The organism is Actinophytocola gossypii, from assembly GCF_025165815.1.
Taxonomy (GTDB): Bacteria; Actinomycetota; Actinomycetes; order Mycobacteriales; family Pseudonocardiaceae; genus Actinophytocola; species Actinophytocola gossypii.
On the sequence record NZ_JAFFZE010000034.1, the window covers coordinates 1 to 14,781 of the forward strand.

The 14,781-nt window shown below is 72.1% G+C and carries 15 protein-coding genes; 12 read left to right on the forward strand and 3 right to left on the reverse strand.

Going from position 1 to position 14,781, the window contains the following annotated elements; translation table 11 throughout:
* Nucleotides 1–71: 71 nt before the first annotated feature.
* The 5 genes from JT362_RS34435 to JT362_RS34455 all read left to right on the forward strand — a co-directional run bounded on the left by JT362_RS34435 (nucleotide 72) and on the right by JT362_RS34455 (nucleotide 6,032).
* Nucleotides 72–782 carry an alpha/beta fold hydrolase gene (locus JT362_RS34435; RefSeq protein ID WP_260196130.1) on the forward strand — a complete coding sequence of 237 codons (711 nt, stop codon included), beginning with the start codon at nucleotides 72–74 and terminating at the stop codon, nucleotides 780–782.
* Between the two features lie 41 nt (nucleotides 783–823).
* Nucleotides 824–1,696: a GNAT family N-acetyltransferase gene (locus JT362_RS34440; protein WP_260196131.1), complete on the forward strand. Its 873-nt coding sequence runs from the start codon at nucleotides 824–826 to the stop codon at nucleotides 1,694–1,696.
* Nucleotides 1,697–1,709: 13 nt separating this feature from the next.
* On the forward strand, nucleotides 1,710–2,555 hold the full coding sequence (locus JT362_RS34445; RefSeq protein WP_260196132.1) for a type 1 glutamine amidotransferase: 846 nt from the start codon (nucleotides 1,710–1,712) through the stop codon (nucleotides 2,553–2,555).
* Nucleotides 2,556–2,563: 8 nt separating this feature from the next.
* Complete coding sequence (locus JT362_RS34450) at nucleotides 2,564–5,545, forward strand: bifunctional [glutamine synthetase] adenylyltransferase/[glutamine synthetase]-adenylyl-L-tyrosine phosphorylase (RefSeq protein ID WP_260196134.1); 2,982 nt, start codon at nucleotides 2,564–2,566, stop codon at nucleotides 5,543–5,545.
* 64 nt (nucleotides 5,546–5,609) lie between these two features.
* A complete protein-coding gene (locus JT362_RS34455) occupies nucleotides 5,610–6,032 on the forward strand; it encodes an acyl-CoA thioesterase (protein ID WP_260196135.1) in 423 nt (140 codons plus the stop codon).
* 66 nt (nucleotides 6,033–6,098) lie between these two features.
* On the opposite strand, the gene glnA is transcribed toward JT362_RS34455, so the two are convergent.
* Nucleotides 6,099–7,523: a type I glutamate--ammonia ligase gene (gene glnA / locus JT362_RS34460; protein ID WP_260196136.1), complete on the reverse strand. Its 1,425-nt coding sequence runs from the start codon at nucleotides 7,521–7,523 to the stop codon at nucleotides 6,099–6,101.
* A gap of 167 nt (nucleotides 7,524–7,690) precedes the next feature.
* Between glnA and JT362_RS34465 the strand changes: the two genes are divergently transcribed.
* Nucleotides 7,691–8,176: an RDD family protein gene (locus JT362_RS34465; protein WP_260196137.1), complete on the forward strand. Its 486-nt coding sequence runs from the start codon at nucleotides 7,691–7,693 to the stop codon at nucleotides 8,174–8,176.
* Here JT362_RS34465 and JT362_RS34470 read toward each other — a convergent pair.
* Nucleotides 8,173–8,760, reverse strand: coding sequence for a Uma2 family endonuclease (locus JT362_RS34470; RefSeq protein WP_260196167.1), 588 nt, complete (start codon nucleotides 8,758–8,760; stop codon nucleotides 8,173–8,175). The genes JT362_RS34465 and JT362_RS34470 overlap by 4 nt on opposite strands.
* A 74-nt stretch (nucleotides 8,761–8,834) precedes the next feature.
* The gene (locus JT362_RS34475) at nucleotides 8,835–9,569 is read right to left on the reverse strand and encodes a DUF4191 domain-containing protein (RefSeq protein ID WP_260196138.1); all 735 of its coding nucleotides are present in this window, start codon (nucleotides 9,567–9,569) and stop codon (nucleotides 8,835–8,837) included.
* A 92-nt stretch (nucleotides 9,570–9,661) separates the two neighbouring features.
* On the opposite strand from JT362_RS34475, the gene JT362_RS34480 reads away from it, so the two are divergent.
* The 6 genes from JT362_RS34480 to JT362_RS34505 all read left to right on the forward strand — a co-directional run bounded on the left by JT362_RS34480 (nucleotide 9,662) and on the right by JT362_RS34505 (nucleotide 14,588).
* Nucleotides 9,662–11,761, forward strand: coding sequence for an ATP-dependent DNA helicase UvrD2 (locus JT362_RS34480; RefSeq protein WP_260196139.1), 2,100 nt, complete (start codon nucleotides 9,662–9,664; stop codon nucleotides 11,759–11,761).
* Nucleotides 11,762–11,876: 115 nt separating this feature from the next.
* Nucleotides 11,877–12,131, forward strand: a complete 255-nt coding sequence (locus JT362_RS34485; protein ID WP_260196140.1) for a hypothetical protein — start codon at nucleotides 11,877–11,879, stop codon at nucleotides 12,129–12,131.
* 117 nt (nucleotides 12,132–12,248) lie between these two features.
* Nucleotides 12,249–12,632 (forward strand): WhiB family transcriptional regulator, encoded by a 384-nt coding sequence (locus tag JT362_RS34490; RefSeq protein ID WP_260196141.1) that lies wholly within the window; start codon nucleotides 12,249–12,251, stop codon nucleotides 12,630–12,632.
* Nucleotides 12,629–12,856, forward strand: coding sequence for a hypothetical protein (locus JT362_RS34495; protein ID WP_260196142.1), 228 nt, complete (start codon nucleotides 12,629–12,631; stop codon nucleotides 12,854–12,856). The genes JT362_RS34490 and JT362_RS34495 overlap by 4 nt, the downstream gene beginning before the upstream one ends.
* A gap of 96 nt (nucleotides 12,857–12,952) precedes the next feature.
* Nucleotides 12,953–13,600 carry a maleylpyruvate isomerase N-terminal domain-containing protein gene (locus JT362_RS34500; protein WP_260196143.1) on the forward strand — a complete coding sequence of 216 codons (648 nt, stop codon included), beginning with the start codon at nucleotides 12,953–12,955 and terminating at the stop codon, nucleotides 13,598–13,600.
* A 106-nt stretch (nucleotides 13,601–13,706) separates the two neighbouring features.
* Nucleotides 13,707–14,588 (forward strand): class I SAM-dependent methyltransferase, encoded by an 882-nt coding sequence (locus JT362_RS34505; RefSeq protein WP_260196144.1) that lies wholly within the window; start codon nucleotides 13,707–13,709, stop codon nucleotides 14,586–14,588.
* Nucleotides 14,589–14,781 lie beyond the last annotated feature (193 nt).

Genomic DNA, 14,781 nt, shown 5'->3' on the forward strand with positions numbered 1-14,781 from the left:
TTTGCCACAGGCCCCCCGGTTTCGCCGGGGGGCCTGTTGGCTTTTCGGGGCTTCTGCGGAAGGGTGGGCGCGTGGCGACCTACGTACTCATCCACGGAGCTTCCGACGCGTTCTACTGGCATCGGGTGATCCCGTTGCTCACCGAGCTCGGTCACGACGTCGTCGCGCCCGATCTGCCGATCGGGGACGAGAAGGCGACCTTCGCCGACTACGCGGACACCGTCGTGCAGGCCGTGGCGGACACGGTGGGACACCGGTCGGACCTGGTCGTCGTCGGGCAGTCGATGGGTGCCTACACCGCGCCGATCGTGTGCCAGCGGCTCTCGGTCGCCCAGCTGGTGCTGGTCGCGCCGATGATCCCGGCGCCGGGCGAGACGCCGGCCGAGTGGTGGGACAACACCGGGCAGCCGCGGGCCCAGCGCGAACTGGACGAGCGTGCGGGACGTGACCCGAACGCCACCTTCGACGTGCTGACCACGTTCATGCATGACGTGCCGCGCGAGGTCGTCGTCGCGGTGCTCGACCACGGGGTGCCGGCGCAGGCCGAGAGCATCTTCGGGCAGCCGTGGCCGCTGGAGGCGTGGCCGGACGTGCCGACCCGCGTGGTGGTGGGCCGGGACGACCGGCTGTTCCCGCTGGAACTCGCCCGCCGGGTCGCCAAGGACCGGCTCGGCGTCGTCCCGGACGAGATGCCCGGCGGGCACCTGCTGGCCCTCGGCCACCCGGACGCGCTCGTCGACTGGTTCGAGTCGTACCGCCGTGACCAGGAGCAGGCCGGCTAATTCGCTGGACCGGTCACCGGTGGGCGGGCCACCGTATGGCCATGGACGTCCAGGTGTACGACGACCCGCGCCAGTTCCGCGCCGCGTACGGCGACCTGTACTCGGCCGACCCGGTGCGGCACACGCTCGCGCTCACCGTGATCCGGCGGTTCGTGGAGGACGACAACAACCTGGACGGCGACCGGCCGGTCCCGGTCATGCTCACCGCCCACCACGACGGCCGCCTGCACGGTGTGGCGCTGCGGACTCCGCCCTGGCCGCTGATCGTCAGCGGTCTGCCGGCCGACGCCGCCCCGGCAGCGGCCGCGCGCCTGCACCAGGTCGACCCGGACCTGCCGGGCGTCAACGGCCCGCGCGAACTGTCCGAGGCGTTCGCCGCGGCCTGGGCCGCGCACACCGGTGCCGCCACCCGCGAGGTGATGGCCGGCCGGCTCTACGGCCTCGGCGACCTGCGTCCGCCCGGTGTGCCCGGCCGCGCGCGCCTGGCCACGGAGGCGGACCTCCCGCTGCTGGTCGAGTGGCGGCGCGCGTTCCTGCGCGAGGCGGTCGGCCACGAGCATCCACACGACTTCGAACGCCAGCTGCGCCGGTACCTGGAGATCGGCGACGCCCTGGTGCTGTGGGAGCACGACGACCGGACCGTGTCGTGGGCCGGGGCGAGCGCACCCGTCGCGGGCATGTCCCGCATCGGACCCGTCTACACCCCGCACGACCAGCGCGGCCACGGCTACGGCTCGGCGGTGACCGCGGCCGCGTCCCGCTGGGCGCTCGACGCCGGTGCCGAGCACGTGCTGCTGTTCACGGATCTGGCGAACCCGACGTCCAACTCGATCTACCAGAAGATCGGCTACCGCCCGGTGTCCGACATCGCGGAGATCGCGTTCACCGCCCCGTTCCGACTCGGCGGCGCGTGACTACCCTGGAGCCGTGACCAGCGTGCTCGTGATCCAGCCGGACCCGTCGGACCCGCTCGGCCCGCTCGGCGACTGGCTCACCGCGGCCGGCGCCGAGCCGCGGGTCGTCACCCCCGGCGGCAACGGCGACGGCGGCGGCGACGGCGACGGCGACGGCAACGACGGCAACGGCAACGGCAACGACGGCAACGACGGCAACGGCAACGGCATCTACGGCGACCGGCTGCCGGCCGACCTCGACGGCTATGCCGGGCTCGTCGTGCTCGGCGGCGCCATGGGCGCCAACGACGACTTCGACCATCCGTGGCTCGCCGACGTCCGGCGGCTGCTGGCGAACGCCGTCACCCGGCAGGTCCCCACGCTCGCGATCTGCCTCGGCGCCCAGCTGCTCGCGGTCGCCGCCGGCGGCGGGGTGAGCGTCGGCGACGAGGGCCCCGAGGTCGGCCCGGACGTGGTCGCCAAGCGGGACGCGGCCTGGACCGACCCGCTGCTCGCCGAACTGCCGCTGATGCCGGACGTGCTGCACTTCCACTCCGACGTCGTCGACCGGCTGCCGCCGAACACCGAGCTGCTGGCCTCCGCCGCCCGCTACCCGAACCAGGCGTTCCGGGTCGGCCGGTGCGGCTACGGCTTCCAGTTCCACATCGAGACCACCACCGACACCGTGCTCGCCTGGGCGCGCGACAACCCGGAGCCGGTCGAGTTCGCACGCCCGGACGCGCTGACCGTCGAGCGGCTCGACCGGCTGCACGCCGACCTCGAGGAGACCTGGCGACCGGTGGCCGAGCGGTTCGTCCGCCTCGCGGCCGGTGAGCTGGACGCGGCCGCGCGCCCGCAGCTGCCGCTGCTCGGGCACTGAGCGCCGGCATGGCCGACCCCGTCCGCTCGACGCCCTCGATCGCCAGGTACGGGCTCACCGACGACCGCGCCGCCGAGTACCTGCGCGCCGCTGGCTGGTGGTCCGACACCGGGCCGGCGCCGGACCACGAGGCCAGCATGGTCGGCCTGTCCCGCGCGCCCGACCCGGACCTGGCGCTGCTCGCGATCGACCGGCTGCGTGCCGCCGAGGAGGACGGCTGGTCGGCCGTCGACCGCGCGGTCGCGACCGACCGGGGGCTGCGCGGCCGGCTGCTCGCCGTGTTCGGGGCGTCCAGCGCGCTGGCCGACTTCGTCATCGCCCGGCCGGGGGAGTGGCGGCGGCTGCTCACCGACCGGCAGCACTCGGTTGCCGACTACACCAGGGTGCTGTTGGAGGCCGTCGAGGCCGACGAGCACGGCACCGCGGCGCTGACGGGCTCGGACGCGGTCCGCGCGCTGCGCGCCGCCTACCGGGGGCTGCTGCTGGAGATCGCCGCCGACGACCTCGGCCACCTGGTCGAGCGGGACCTGCCGGCTCCCGGCTACACCGCGACCACCACCCGGCTGACCACGCTCGCGGAGGCCGGGATCCGGGCCGCGCTCGCGGTGGCCGCCACCGAGGTGGGTGACGCCAGGAAGGCGTGCCGGCTGGCCGTGATCGCCATGGGCAAGTGCGGCGGCCACGAGCTGAACTACGTCAGCGACGTCGACGTGCTGTTCGTCGGCGACGGCGACCTGGACGTCGCGACCCGCCTGGCCAGCACCATGCTGCGGGTCGCGGGCCAGGCGTGTTTCGAGGTCGACGCGGCCCTGCGGCCCGAGGGCAAGGCCGGTCCGCTGGTCCGCACGCTCGACGGGCACGCCGCCTACTACGAGCGCTGGGCCCGCACCTGGGAGTTCCAGGCGTTGCTCAAGGCTCGCCCGCTCGCCGGTGACGCCGAGTTGGGTCAGGAGTACCTGGACGTGGTCGAACCACACGTCTGGGCGGCGGCCGACCGGGACAACTTCGTCGACGACGTGCGGGCGATGCGCCGCCGCGTCGAGGACCACGTGCCAGCGGAGCTGGCTGACCGGGAGCTCAAGCTGGGCCGGGGTGGCCTGCGCGACGTCGAGTTCGCCGTTCAGCTGCTGCAGCTCGTGCACGGCCGCAACGACGAGTCGCTGCGGCACCGCTCCACCGTCGACACCCTGGCCGCGCTCGGCGGGGGCGGCTACGTCGGCCGCACCGACGCCGCCGAGCTGGGGGAGTCCTACCGCTTCCTGCGCATGCTGGAGCACCGCCTGCAGCTGCAGAAGCTGCGCCGCACGCACGTGTTCCCCGCCGAGTCCGACCGCGACGAGCTGCGCCGGCTCGCCCGTGCCGCCGGCATCCGGCCGGACCGGGGCCGGGGCGCGGACCAGATCCTGCTCGAGGAGTACCGCCGGCACGTGCGGCGGGTCCGCAGGCTGCACGAGAAGCTGTTCTACCGCCCGCTGCTGGAGGCCGTGGCCCGGGTGCCGGGCGAGGCGTTGCGGCTGTCGCCGTCGGCCGCGCAGGCCCGGCTGGCCGCGCTCGGCTACGCCGCGCCGGACGGCGCGCTGCGGCACATCGCGGCGCTGACCACCGGGGTGTCCCGGCGCGCGGCGATCCAGGGCACGCTGCTGCCGGCGCTGCTGGAGATGCTGGCCGAGACCCCCGACCCGGACGGCGGGCTGCTGGCCTACCGGCGGGTGTCCGAGGCGCTGGCGGGCACCGACTGGTACCTGCGGGTGCTGCGCGACGAGGCGGCCGTCGCCGAGCGGCTCGCGGTGCTGCTCGGCACGTCGAAGCTGGTGCCGGACCTGGTGGTGCGGGCCCCCGAGGTGCTGCGGCTGCTCGGCGACCCGGACCGGCTCGCCGGCCGGGACACCGCCGAGGTGGCCACCTCGCTGCGCCAGGCGGTGGCCAGGCACAGCCACCTCGGCGAGGCGGTCGCCGCGGCCCGGTCGCTGCGCCGGCACGAGCTGCTGCGGGTGGCGTCGGCGGACCTGCTGGGGTTCATGGACGTGCTGACCGTGTGCCACGCGCTGTCGAGCGTGTGGGTGGCGGTGCTGCGCGCGACGCTGGCGGCGGCCGAGCGGGCGGAGAGCGTGGCCGCCGGCCGGCAGGCGCGGATCGCGGTCGTCGGCATGGGCCGGCTGGGCGGCGCCGAGCTGGGCTACGGCTCCGACGCCGACGTGCTGTTCGTGTGCGAGCCGGTCGACGGTGTGGCGGACTCCGACGCGGTGAAGTACGCGTCGCGGGTGGCGCAGAGCGTGCGCAAGCTGCTCGGCGCGCCGAGCCAGGACCCGCCGTTGCAGGTGGACGTCGACCTGCGGCCGGAGGGTCGGCAGGGCCCGATCGTGCGCACGCTGGAGTCCTACCGGTCCTACTACGGCCAGTGGGCCGAGGTGTGGGAGGCCCAGGCGCTGCTGCGGGCCCGCCCGATCGCCGGCGACGAGGACCTCGGCGCGCGGTTCGTCGAGCTGGTCGACCCGCTGCGCTACCCCGACGGCGGGCTGGACGCCGACCGGGTGCGGGAGATCCGCCGCATCAAGGCCAGGGTGGACACCGAGCGGCTGCCGCGCGGGGCCGACCCGGCGCTGCACACCAAGCTCGGGCGGGGCGGCCTGGCCGACGTCGAGTGGACGTTGCAGCTGTTGCAGCTGCGGCACGCCTCGGCGGTGCCCGCGCTGCGCACGACGTCGACGATCGAGGGGCTCGGCGCGGCCGAGGACGCCGGCCTGGTCGACCCGGTCGACGCGACCGCGCTGCGGGAGGCGTGGCTGCTGGCGACCAGGACCCGCAACGCGCTGACCGTGGTGCGCGGCAAGGTCACCGACCAGCTGCCGACCTCGGGCCGCGACCTGGTCGCGGTGGCCGGCGTGCTGTGGCAGACGACGGACCCGGACCCGGGGCAGTTCGTCGACTCCTACCGGCGGACCACCCGGCGCGCGCGGAGCGTGGTGGAGCGGCTGTTCACGGAGGACTGAGCCGGGACTGAGCCGTCGGTCACGAACGCGCGGAACTGTCGGGCCACGCTCATACAGTGGGCGGGTGACGTATCGGATCCCTCTCACCGTGCGCAGCTACGAGCTGGACTCGCTCGGGCACGTGAACCACGCGGTGTACCACCAGTACGCCGAGGTGGCCAGGATGTCGGGCTTCCAGGCGGCCGGCTGCGAGTGGGAGGACATGCGCGGCGGGCGGGCGGCACCGGTCCTGCTGTCCACGACGGTGCACTTCCGCCGGGAGCTGCGGGCCAACGAGTCGATCGAGGTGTCCTGCGAGGCGAAGTTCGGCACCGGCAAGACGTTCGCCGTCGACTCGCTGATCACCAAGGCGGACGGCACGGTCGCGGCCGAGGTCACCTGCGTCCTCGGGGTCATGGACCTCGACGCGCGCAAGCTGGTCGCCGACCCGAGGGCGGTCCTCGAAGCGGCCGGTTTCCGCGCCGAGGTCCTCGCCGCGGGCGACTAGCCCCGACGAAACGGGCCGGCGGCCGGGCTGCCCCAGGACCGCCGGCCCGAGGCCGGTGACGTGCGGTCACACGTCGTAGTAGAGCGCGAACTCGTACGGGTGCGGGCGCAGCCGCAGCGGGTCGATCTCGTGCTCGCGCTTGAAGTCGATCCAGGTCTGGATGACGTCGGGGGTGAACACGCCGCCCTCGAGCAGGAATTCGTGGTCGGCCTCCAGGCTGTCCAGCACCGCGTTCAGCGAGCCGGGCACGGTGGCGACGTTCTTGGCCTCCTCGGGCGGCAGCTCGTAGAGGTCCTTGTCGATCGGGGTCGGCGGCTCGATCTTGTTCTTGATGCCGTCGAGGCCGGCCATGACCATCGCGGAGAACGCGAGGTACGGGTTGCCGGAGGAGTCGGGGCAGCGGAACTCGATGCGCTTGGCCTTGGCGTTGTCGCCGGTGATCGGGATGCGGACGCAGGCCGAGCGGTTGCGCTGCGAGTACACCAGGTTGATCGGCGCCTCGTAGCCGGGCACCAGGCGGTGGTAGGAGTTCACCGTCGGGTTGGTGAACGCGAGCAGGCTGGGCGCGTGGTGCAGCAGGCCGCCGATGTAGTGGCGGGCGGAGTCGGACAGTCCCGCGTAGCCGGACTCGTCGTAGAACAGCGGCTCGCCGTCCCGCCACAGCGACTGGTGGCAGTGCATGCCGGAGCCGTTGTCGCCGAAGAGGGGCTTGGGCATGAACGTCGCGGTCTTGCCGGCGGCCCACGCGGTGTTCTTGACGATGTACTTGAACAGCTGCAGGTCGTCGGCGGCGTGCAGCAGCGTGTTGAACTTGTAGTTGATCTCGGCCTGGCCGGCGGTGCCGACCTCGTGGTGCGCGCGCTCCACGGTGAAGCCCGCCTCGGCGAGCTTCAGCGAGATGTCGGCGCGCAGGTCGGCGAAGTGGTCGACCGGGGCGACCGGGAAGTAGCCGCTCTTGTACTTGGTCTTGTAGCCGCGGTTGCCGCCCGGCTCGTCGGCGCCGGTGTTCCACCAGCCCTCGACGGAGTCGATCTCGTGAAAGGAGCCGTTCTCGGCGGAGTCGAAGCGCACCGAGTCGAAGATGTAGAACTCGGCCTCTGGCCCGAAGTAGGCGGTGTCGGCGACGCCGGACTCGGTCAGGTACTCCTCGGCCTTGCGCGCGATGTTGCGCGGGTCGCGGCTGTACGCCTCGCGGGTCAGCGGGTCGTGCACGAAGAAGTTGATGTTGAGGGTCTTGTTCTTGACGAACGGGTCCAGCCGCGCGGTGGCCAGGTCCGGGAGCAGGAGCATGTCCGACTCGTGGATCTCCTGGAAGCCGCGCACGGAGGAGCCGTCGAAGGCCAGGCCCTCGTTGATCGTGTCCTCGTCGAACGACTGCACCGGCACGGTGAAGTGCTGCATGATGCCCGGGAGGTCACAGAACCGGACGTCGACGAACTTCACCTCTTCGTCGGAGATGAAGCTCAGGACCTCGTCGGAAGTGTTGAACACGCTCGTTGGCTCCTTAACTCGCTGGCCGGCTACGCCGTCGCGGCCAAGTTATGAGTGCGGTGTTGCCCGACCATCACCCGCGTGTTTCGCGGATGTTAACGACCGCGTGCGAACCCCTGAGCATGCCAGTTGGCGGGCGGTGGCGCACCCGGCCGTACGCTGGAGGGGTGAGCGAGAGGTGGACCGGAACGTGGTTGTCGGGGCCGGGCTCGGCCAACGGCCCGGACGACGAGTCGCAGCGGTGGCCGGGGGAGCGCTTCGGCCTGCCCCAGGAGGGGGTCGGCTCGGTGGCCGGCCGGGGGGTGCGGCTGGGCGCGTTCCTGCTGGATCTCGTGGTCGCGGCCCTGCTGACCAGCCTGTTCGTGGAGATGGACGTGCAGCGCCCGGAGGTCATGCAGACGTTCAACTACTGGGCGCTGCTGGTGTGGTTCGTGGTGTCGGCGGTGGCCGTGTCGCTGTTCGGGTTCACGGTGGGCAAGTTCGCCCTCGGCCTGCGCGTCGTCCGCCTCGACGGCACACCGATGGTCGGCCCCCTGCGCGCGATCCCCAGGACCCTGCTGACCGCGATCATCCTCCCGGCCGCCCTCGCCGACGCCAACGGCCGCGGCCTCCACGACCGCGCCGTCGGCACGATCGTGGTCCGAACCCGCTAGCGCAGCCGTCCGAGGTCGACCTCGAACGAAAACGGCGACCGGGTCCGGAAGATCCCGGTCGTGACCTGGTCGTCCTGGTAGCCGAACTCTTCGGTCCAGTGGCACGCGGTGATAGCAGGCGGGTAGTCGATGTCGAGCATCCAGTAGTGCGGGATGCCGGCGTCCGCGTATTCGCGACGTTTGTCGACGTGATCCGTGCGTCGGGAACCGGGCGAGACGATCTCGACAACGAGGATCACCTCGGACGCGCGAACGAGCCCACCTTCGTCCGCGATCCGCTTGCCGGCTTCCTCCTTCACCACCATGATGTCGGGCCTGCGGCTGTGCCCTGGCTCATCGGGCGCGGTCAGTTCGAGGTCGACGTCGAGTTCGGGAATCGCTTCGAGGTCGGCGGGGAGTTGCTGCGACAGCTGCACGTGGAGGCGCCCGAGTGCGCGGTTGTGGTGAAACGTGGGACTGGGCGACATGAGCAGGCGGCCTTCTACGAGCTCGGTGTAACCGTGCTCGGTCTCACCCAGCTCGGCGTACTCCGCGATGGTCAGCGGATGGAGCGAATGGGCTGGCTCAGGTGCGGGCCTGGGCATGGCGATCACGGCTCCTCCTTTTCGATGCTGGCCAATGCTGGCACGAAGTACGGATCTTTGATTGTGTCCGCTGGTCAACGCCGGCGCATGGCGCGCTGGACGCTGCGCATCTTGGCGCCCTGCGGCATCGGACCCTTCGGCATCTGCGGACCGGCGGCGCGCTGCGCGAGGGCCGACATCCGCTTCTCCAGGGTGTCGATCTGCACCGGCTTGAGGTTGTTCGGGAGCTTCATCAGCCGGTTCTGCAGACGGCGCAGCGGGACCTGGTCCTCGTCGTTGCCGACGACGAAGTCGTAGATCGGGGTGTCGCCGACGACCCGGGACACCCGCTTCTTCTCCTGCGCGAGCAGGGACTTCACCCGGTGCGGCGCGCCCTCGGCGACCAGGATCACGCCCGGGCGCCCGAGCACGCGGTGCACGAAGTCGCCCTGGGTGGTGCCGGCCACGGCCGAGGTGACGCGCCAGCGGCCGCGCATGTTGTCCAGCGCCCAGCCGGCGGCACCTGGCTGGCCGTCGGCCTTGGCGTAGACGTTGCGCTGCACCCGGCGCCCGAACAGGATCACCGCCGCGAGCAGGCCGAACGCGATGCCGACCGGCAGCAGGAACCACTGCACGCCGAGCAGCCAGCCGATGCCGAACACCACGCCGGTCACCACGAGGAACGCGGCGACCATCAGCGGGATGAGCGCCTTGTCCTCCTTGCGTTGCATGTTGAACGCCTGGAAGAGCTGCTGCCGCTTGGCCTTCGACGCCGCCTTCCGAGCCTTCTTCGCCTCGGCGGCGGCCGCCTTGTCCTGCTTCTGCGCCATAAGTACAGGATACGGGCCCCGCCTACCCCTCGGTCGGGCCGTGTCCGTGTCCGTCCCCGACTCGATCACCTCGGTCTGTCAGGATGCCCTCCATGGTTGGGCGGCAGGTAGCGCATGGGGAACCGGCGGACACTCTGCTCGCCGGTCTGGACCCGGAGCAGCTCGCCGCGGTGCGGGCACCCCGCGGCCCGGTCTGCGTGCTGGCCGGCGCGGGCACCGGCAAGACCCGCACGATCGTGCACCGGGTCGCGCAGCTCATCCACTCCGGGCACGTCGCCCCCGGGCAGGTGCTCGCGGTGACGTTCACCGCGCGTGCCGCCGGGGAGATGCGGACCCGGCTGCGCGGGCTCGGCGTGCACGGCGCGCAGGCCCGCACCTTCCACGCGGCGGCGCTGCGGCAGCTGCGGTACTTCTGGCCGAGGGTGGTCGGCGGTCCGCAGTGGGACCTGCTCGACGGCAAGCTGCGGATCGTCAGCCAGGCCGCGCACCGGGCCGGGGTCGGGACCGAGTCCGAGGTGCTGCGTGACCTGGCCACCGAGATCGAGTGGGCCAAGGCGTCGCTGGTCGCCCCGGACGACTACGTCGCGGAGGCTGGGCGGGCCGGGCGCGCGTCGCCGGCGCCGGCGGAGCAGGTGGCGAGCGTGTACCGGTGGTACGAGTCGCTGAAGGCCAAGGCGAACCTGCTGGACTTCGACGACCTGCTGCTGCACACGGCGGCCGCGCTGGACGAGCACGCGGCGGTGGCCGAGGAGTTCCGCGACCGGTACCGGTGTTTCGTGGTCGACGAATACCAGGACGTCACCCCGCTGCAGCAGCGGGTGCTGGACGCCTGGCTCGGCGACCGGGACGACCTGACCGTGGTCGGCGACGCGAACCAGACGATCTACTCGTTCGCCGGTGCGTCGCCGCGGCCGCTGCTCGGCTTCACCCGCCGGTTCCCGCACGCCGCGGTGGTGCGGCTGGAGCGGGACTACCGGTCGACGCCGGAGGTGGTGTCGCTCGCCAACCGGGTGATCGGGGCCGCGCGGGACCGGCCGGCTGGGTCGCGGCTCAAGCTCGTCGGCCAGCGGGAGTCCGGCCCGGAGCCGTCGTTCGCCGAGTTCGAGGACGAGCCGACCGAGGCGGCGGCGGTGGCCCGCCGGATCGGGGAGCTGATCGACGCGGGGACGCCAGCCAGCGAAATCGCGGTGCTCTACCGGGTGAACGCGCAGTCGGAGGCCTACGAGCAGGCGCTGTCCGAGCTGGACATCCCGTACCTGGTGCGCGGCGGCGAGCGGTTCTTCGCGCGGGTGGAGGTGCGGCAGGCGATGGCCGCGCTGCGTACCGCGGCCGGGTCGGCGCCGACGGGGGAGCTGCCGAAGGTCGTGCGTGAGCTGCTGGAGCCGCTCGGGTTGTCGCCGGAGCCGCCGGCCGGGGGCGCGGCGCGGGAGCGGTGGGAGTCGCTGCTGGCGCTGGTCGAGCTGGCGGAGGAGCTGGCGAGCCACGTCGAGGGCGCGGACCTGGCGCAGTACGTCGTCGAGCTGGACGTACGGGCGCGGGCGCAGCACCCGCCGACGGTCGAGGGGGTGACGCTGGCGTCGCTGCACGCGGCGAAGGGGCTGGAGTGGGACGCGGTGTTCCTGGTCGGGCTGGTCGAGGGGACCATGCCGATCCAGCACGCGGACGGCAACGACGCGGCGGTCGAGGAGGAGCGGCGGTTGTTGTACGTGGGGGTGACGCGGGCGCGCCGGCACCTGGCGCTGTCGTGGTCGCTGTCCCGGGGTGACGGCAACCGGCGGCCGCGTAGGCGGAGCCGGTTCCTCTACGGCCTGATTCCGGAGGAGCACCCGACCGCGCGGTTGACCAGGGCCCGCCGGGCGGGCGGTGCGGCGACCGGGCCCGCGGCGGCCGCGCGCTGCCGGGTGTGCGGTGCGGCGCTGATCAACGCGGTGGCGACGAAGCTCGGCCGGTGCGCGACCTGCCCGGCCGACCTGGACGAGGAGCTGCTGGCCAGGCTCAGGGAGTGGCGCGCGAAGCGGGCGCGGGCGCTGAAGGTGCCCGCGTACGTGGTGTTCACCGACGCGACGCTGATGGCGATCGCCGAGCAGCGGCCGGCGGACGCGTCGGCTTTGGTGTCGATTGCCGGGATCGGGGCGACCAAACTGGACAAGTTCGGCAGCGAGGTGCTCGCGTTGCTGCGTCCTGGGGTGTGACCCGTAACGCTCCAGAGGGAAGTACCGAAAAACCTGTTGCACGCCTGTGGTGTGGGCGAATAGCCTGCACAGGCAGGACAGAAGCGCCCGAGATCTTCGGAGGAGGTGGCCAGTCGTGGAGAACATCACGTTGATGCGGACCCCTGGCCTCCCCGTGTCCGGGGCCACTGGTGCGTTCCCGGTGAGTGGAGCGTTTCTCGCGCAGATGCCGCAGGTGAAGTGTGTCCACGCGATGAAGCCGGTGCGCCGCGAGCGCATCTCCGCCGTCGTCACCATCACCGCCGCCACCACCGTCCGCGTCCAGGCGCCGATCGCCGCCGTCGATTACCTGTCCGACCCGTCCGCTTTAACTCGCGAGCGCAGAACTTGACGCCACGTCAAGTCGCCAGGCTCACGAAGGCCGCGGACCCGTAATCGGATCCGCGGCCTTCGTGTTTTTTGAGGTATGGCAAGAAAAACCGCGATGAGAGAACTGGAGTTCCCACTGATGAGTACCGCGACTGTCCCGCTGCAAGGTGGGGCACCTCCGGAACTGCTCGGCCAGGGGCCCGGCGTGAGCGACCTGCTCGACGTCGCGCCGTCGGCCGGCCTCGACCTGCCCTGCCGGTCGAGCGACAACCCCGACCTGTGGTTCGCCGACACCCCCGCCGACCTCGAGCAGGCGAAGCGGCTCTGCCTGGACTGCCCGGTCCGGAACGAGTGCCTCGCCGGCGCGTTGGCCAGGCAGGAGCCGTGGGGTGTCTGGGGCGGCGAGATCTTCGAGCGCGGCGTGGTGATCGCCCGCAAGCGGCCGAGGGGCCGCCCGCGCAAGGAGGACGTTGCTCGTGAGGCGGCCGAGCGGGCCGCACGCGCCCAGGAGGCAGCCGCATGAACCCGGCCGTGTTCGACCAGCACAACAACCACATGAACGACATCCGCCCGAAGGGTTCGAAGACAATGTTGATCTACGAAAATCTCGCCAGAGAACGAATGCGCGAGGCGGAACAGGCTGCGCGAGAGTACCGCCTGGTCCGCCGCTTGAGCTCCGTCAGGCGCTGGGAACGGCTGTCCGCCTGGGCCGCCCGCCGCGCCGAACGAGCCCAAGAACTGGCCTGAGCCCCAACCGAACGGCGAACCGCCCGTCACCCCGCCCCGGGGAGGCGGGCGGTTCGCCGTTCCGCATCCGGCCCGGAGCCGTGCCAAGCTGCCTCCATGGGCAGAGCAGAAAGCGAGAACCTCGACGAGGCGTTCCTTGCCGGCGCCGCCGTGGCGGCGGACCTCCTCCGCACCGACCCGGTGAGCGGAGGCTGGACGGAGCCCAGCGCGCTACCCGAGATGTCGGTCGGAGCCCTGGCCTGTCACCTGGCCCGCCAGGTCACCCGCGTTGCCGAGCTGCTCGTCACACCCACGACACTGCCCGTCCTCACCTCGGTCGACGAGCACTACGCGCGCGCCGCCTGGGTCACCGCCTCCTCTCTCGCCGACCCCGCCAACGACCGCCACGACGATGACGCCGAAGCAAGCCTCAGCCGTGCCTGGATGCTCGACCGTCTGGACGACGACCTGTCCAGGGCGACGCGCTGCCTGCGCAACGGCAGCGCCCAGGAGATCGTCCCCGTCCCGTGGCAGGGCTGGGCTCTCCGTCGCCACGACTTCCTGCACACACGGTTGCTCGAGATCGTCGTCCACTCCACCGACCTCGCCGTGAGCCTCACGCTGCCGCCCCCCGAGTTCCCCGAGCCGGCCTTCGCGCCGGTTCGCGACCTGCTCGTGCGCCTTGCCGTCCGCCGGCACGGCCAGGCAGCGGTGGTCAGCGCCCTCACCCGTCGCGAACGCGCCAAGAACATCAGCGCCTTCTAGCCGTGTTCGTGACACCCGCCTCCGGTACCGGTGACGATCGGGTCATCACGTTCTCGAGGTGATCACCTCCTCCGCATCTTGTCGGCGAGCGTTTAGGCTCGCGGGAATGGCGCACACGCACGACGGGATCGACTGGGACGAGCGGCTCACCGCGCTTCGACGGGCCGACGAGGTTTCGGCGGCGGTTGACCGGCGGGTCGCCGAGCGATTGGTCGGGATGTTGGCTTCTCGTGCTGAGCCTCCTGTCGTGGTGGACGTGGGGTCGGGTGCCGGCGGCATGGGTGCCGCCTTCGCCGCCGTGCTCGCTGAGCGTGGTGGCGGGCGGGTGGTACTGGCCGACGCGGTGGACGCGTTGCTGTCGGCCGCCAGTGAGCACGTCCGTGCGGTCGCCGGTGAGCGGGTGCGGGTCGACGCCGTGTCGGTCGACGCGGCCGACGAGGGGTTGGCCTCGGTGTTGCCGTCGGCGGATCTGGTGTGGGCGTCACGCGTCGTGCATCACCTGCCTGACCAGCAGCGGGCGATCAACCGGTTGGCGACCACGTTGGCGCCGGGCGGGTGGCTGGCGCTGTCCGAGGGCGGGTTGCGGACCGAGTGCCTGCCGTGGGACGTCGGACTCGGCGAGCCGGGGCTCGGCGATCGGCTGACCGCCGCCGGCAACGCGTGGTTCGCCCGGATGCGGGCGGAGATGCCGGGCGCGGTACGCCTGCCCGTCGGATGGACCAGAGCGCTCGACGGCGCCGGGCTGGTCGACACGTCGTCGTTCAGCTACCTCACGGACCTGCCGGCACCGGCGGACGAACTGGTGCGTCTGTCCGTTGTGGACTGGCTGAACCGCGTGTCGAGCGCCGCCGAGGAGTACCTCGACGAGCCGGACCGCGCCGTGGTGCGGCGGCTGTTGGACCCGGCCGACGAGGCGTACGTCGCCAGGCGCGACGACGTGTTCCTGCTCTCCGCCACGACCGTCCATCTGGGACGGAGAAGTGCCTGACGTACGATGACGCGTCATGGCGGACCGCTCCCAGGAACCCCCGATATGTGAACGCTGCGGACGATCGCGAGCCGACTCGCCACCGGCCGAGGCGCTCGCGTGGAGCATGGAGAACGACCGGCGAGGCCCGCGCTGGCTGTGCCCGGGATGCGCTCGGACGCATGTTCGTGACATCGAGGGGAAACTGCCTTCC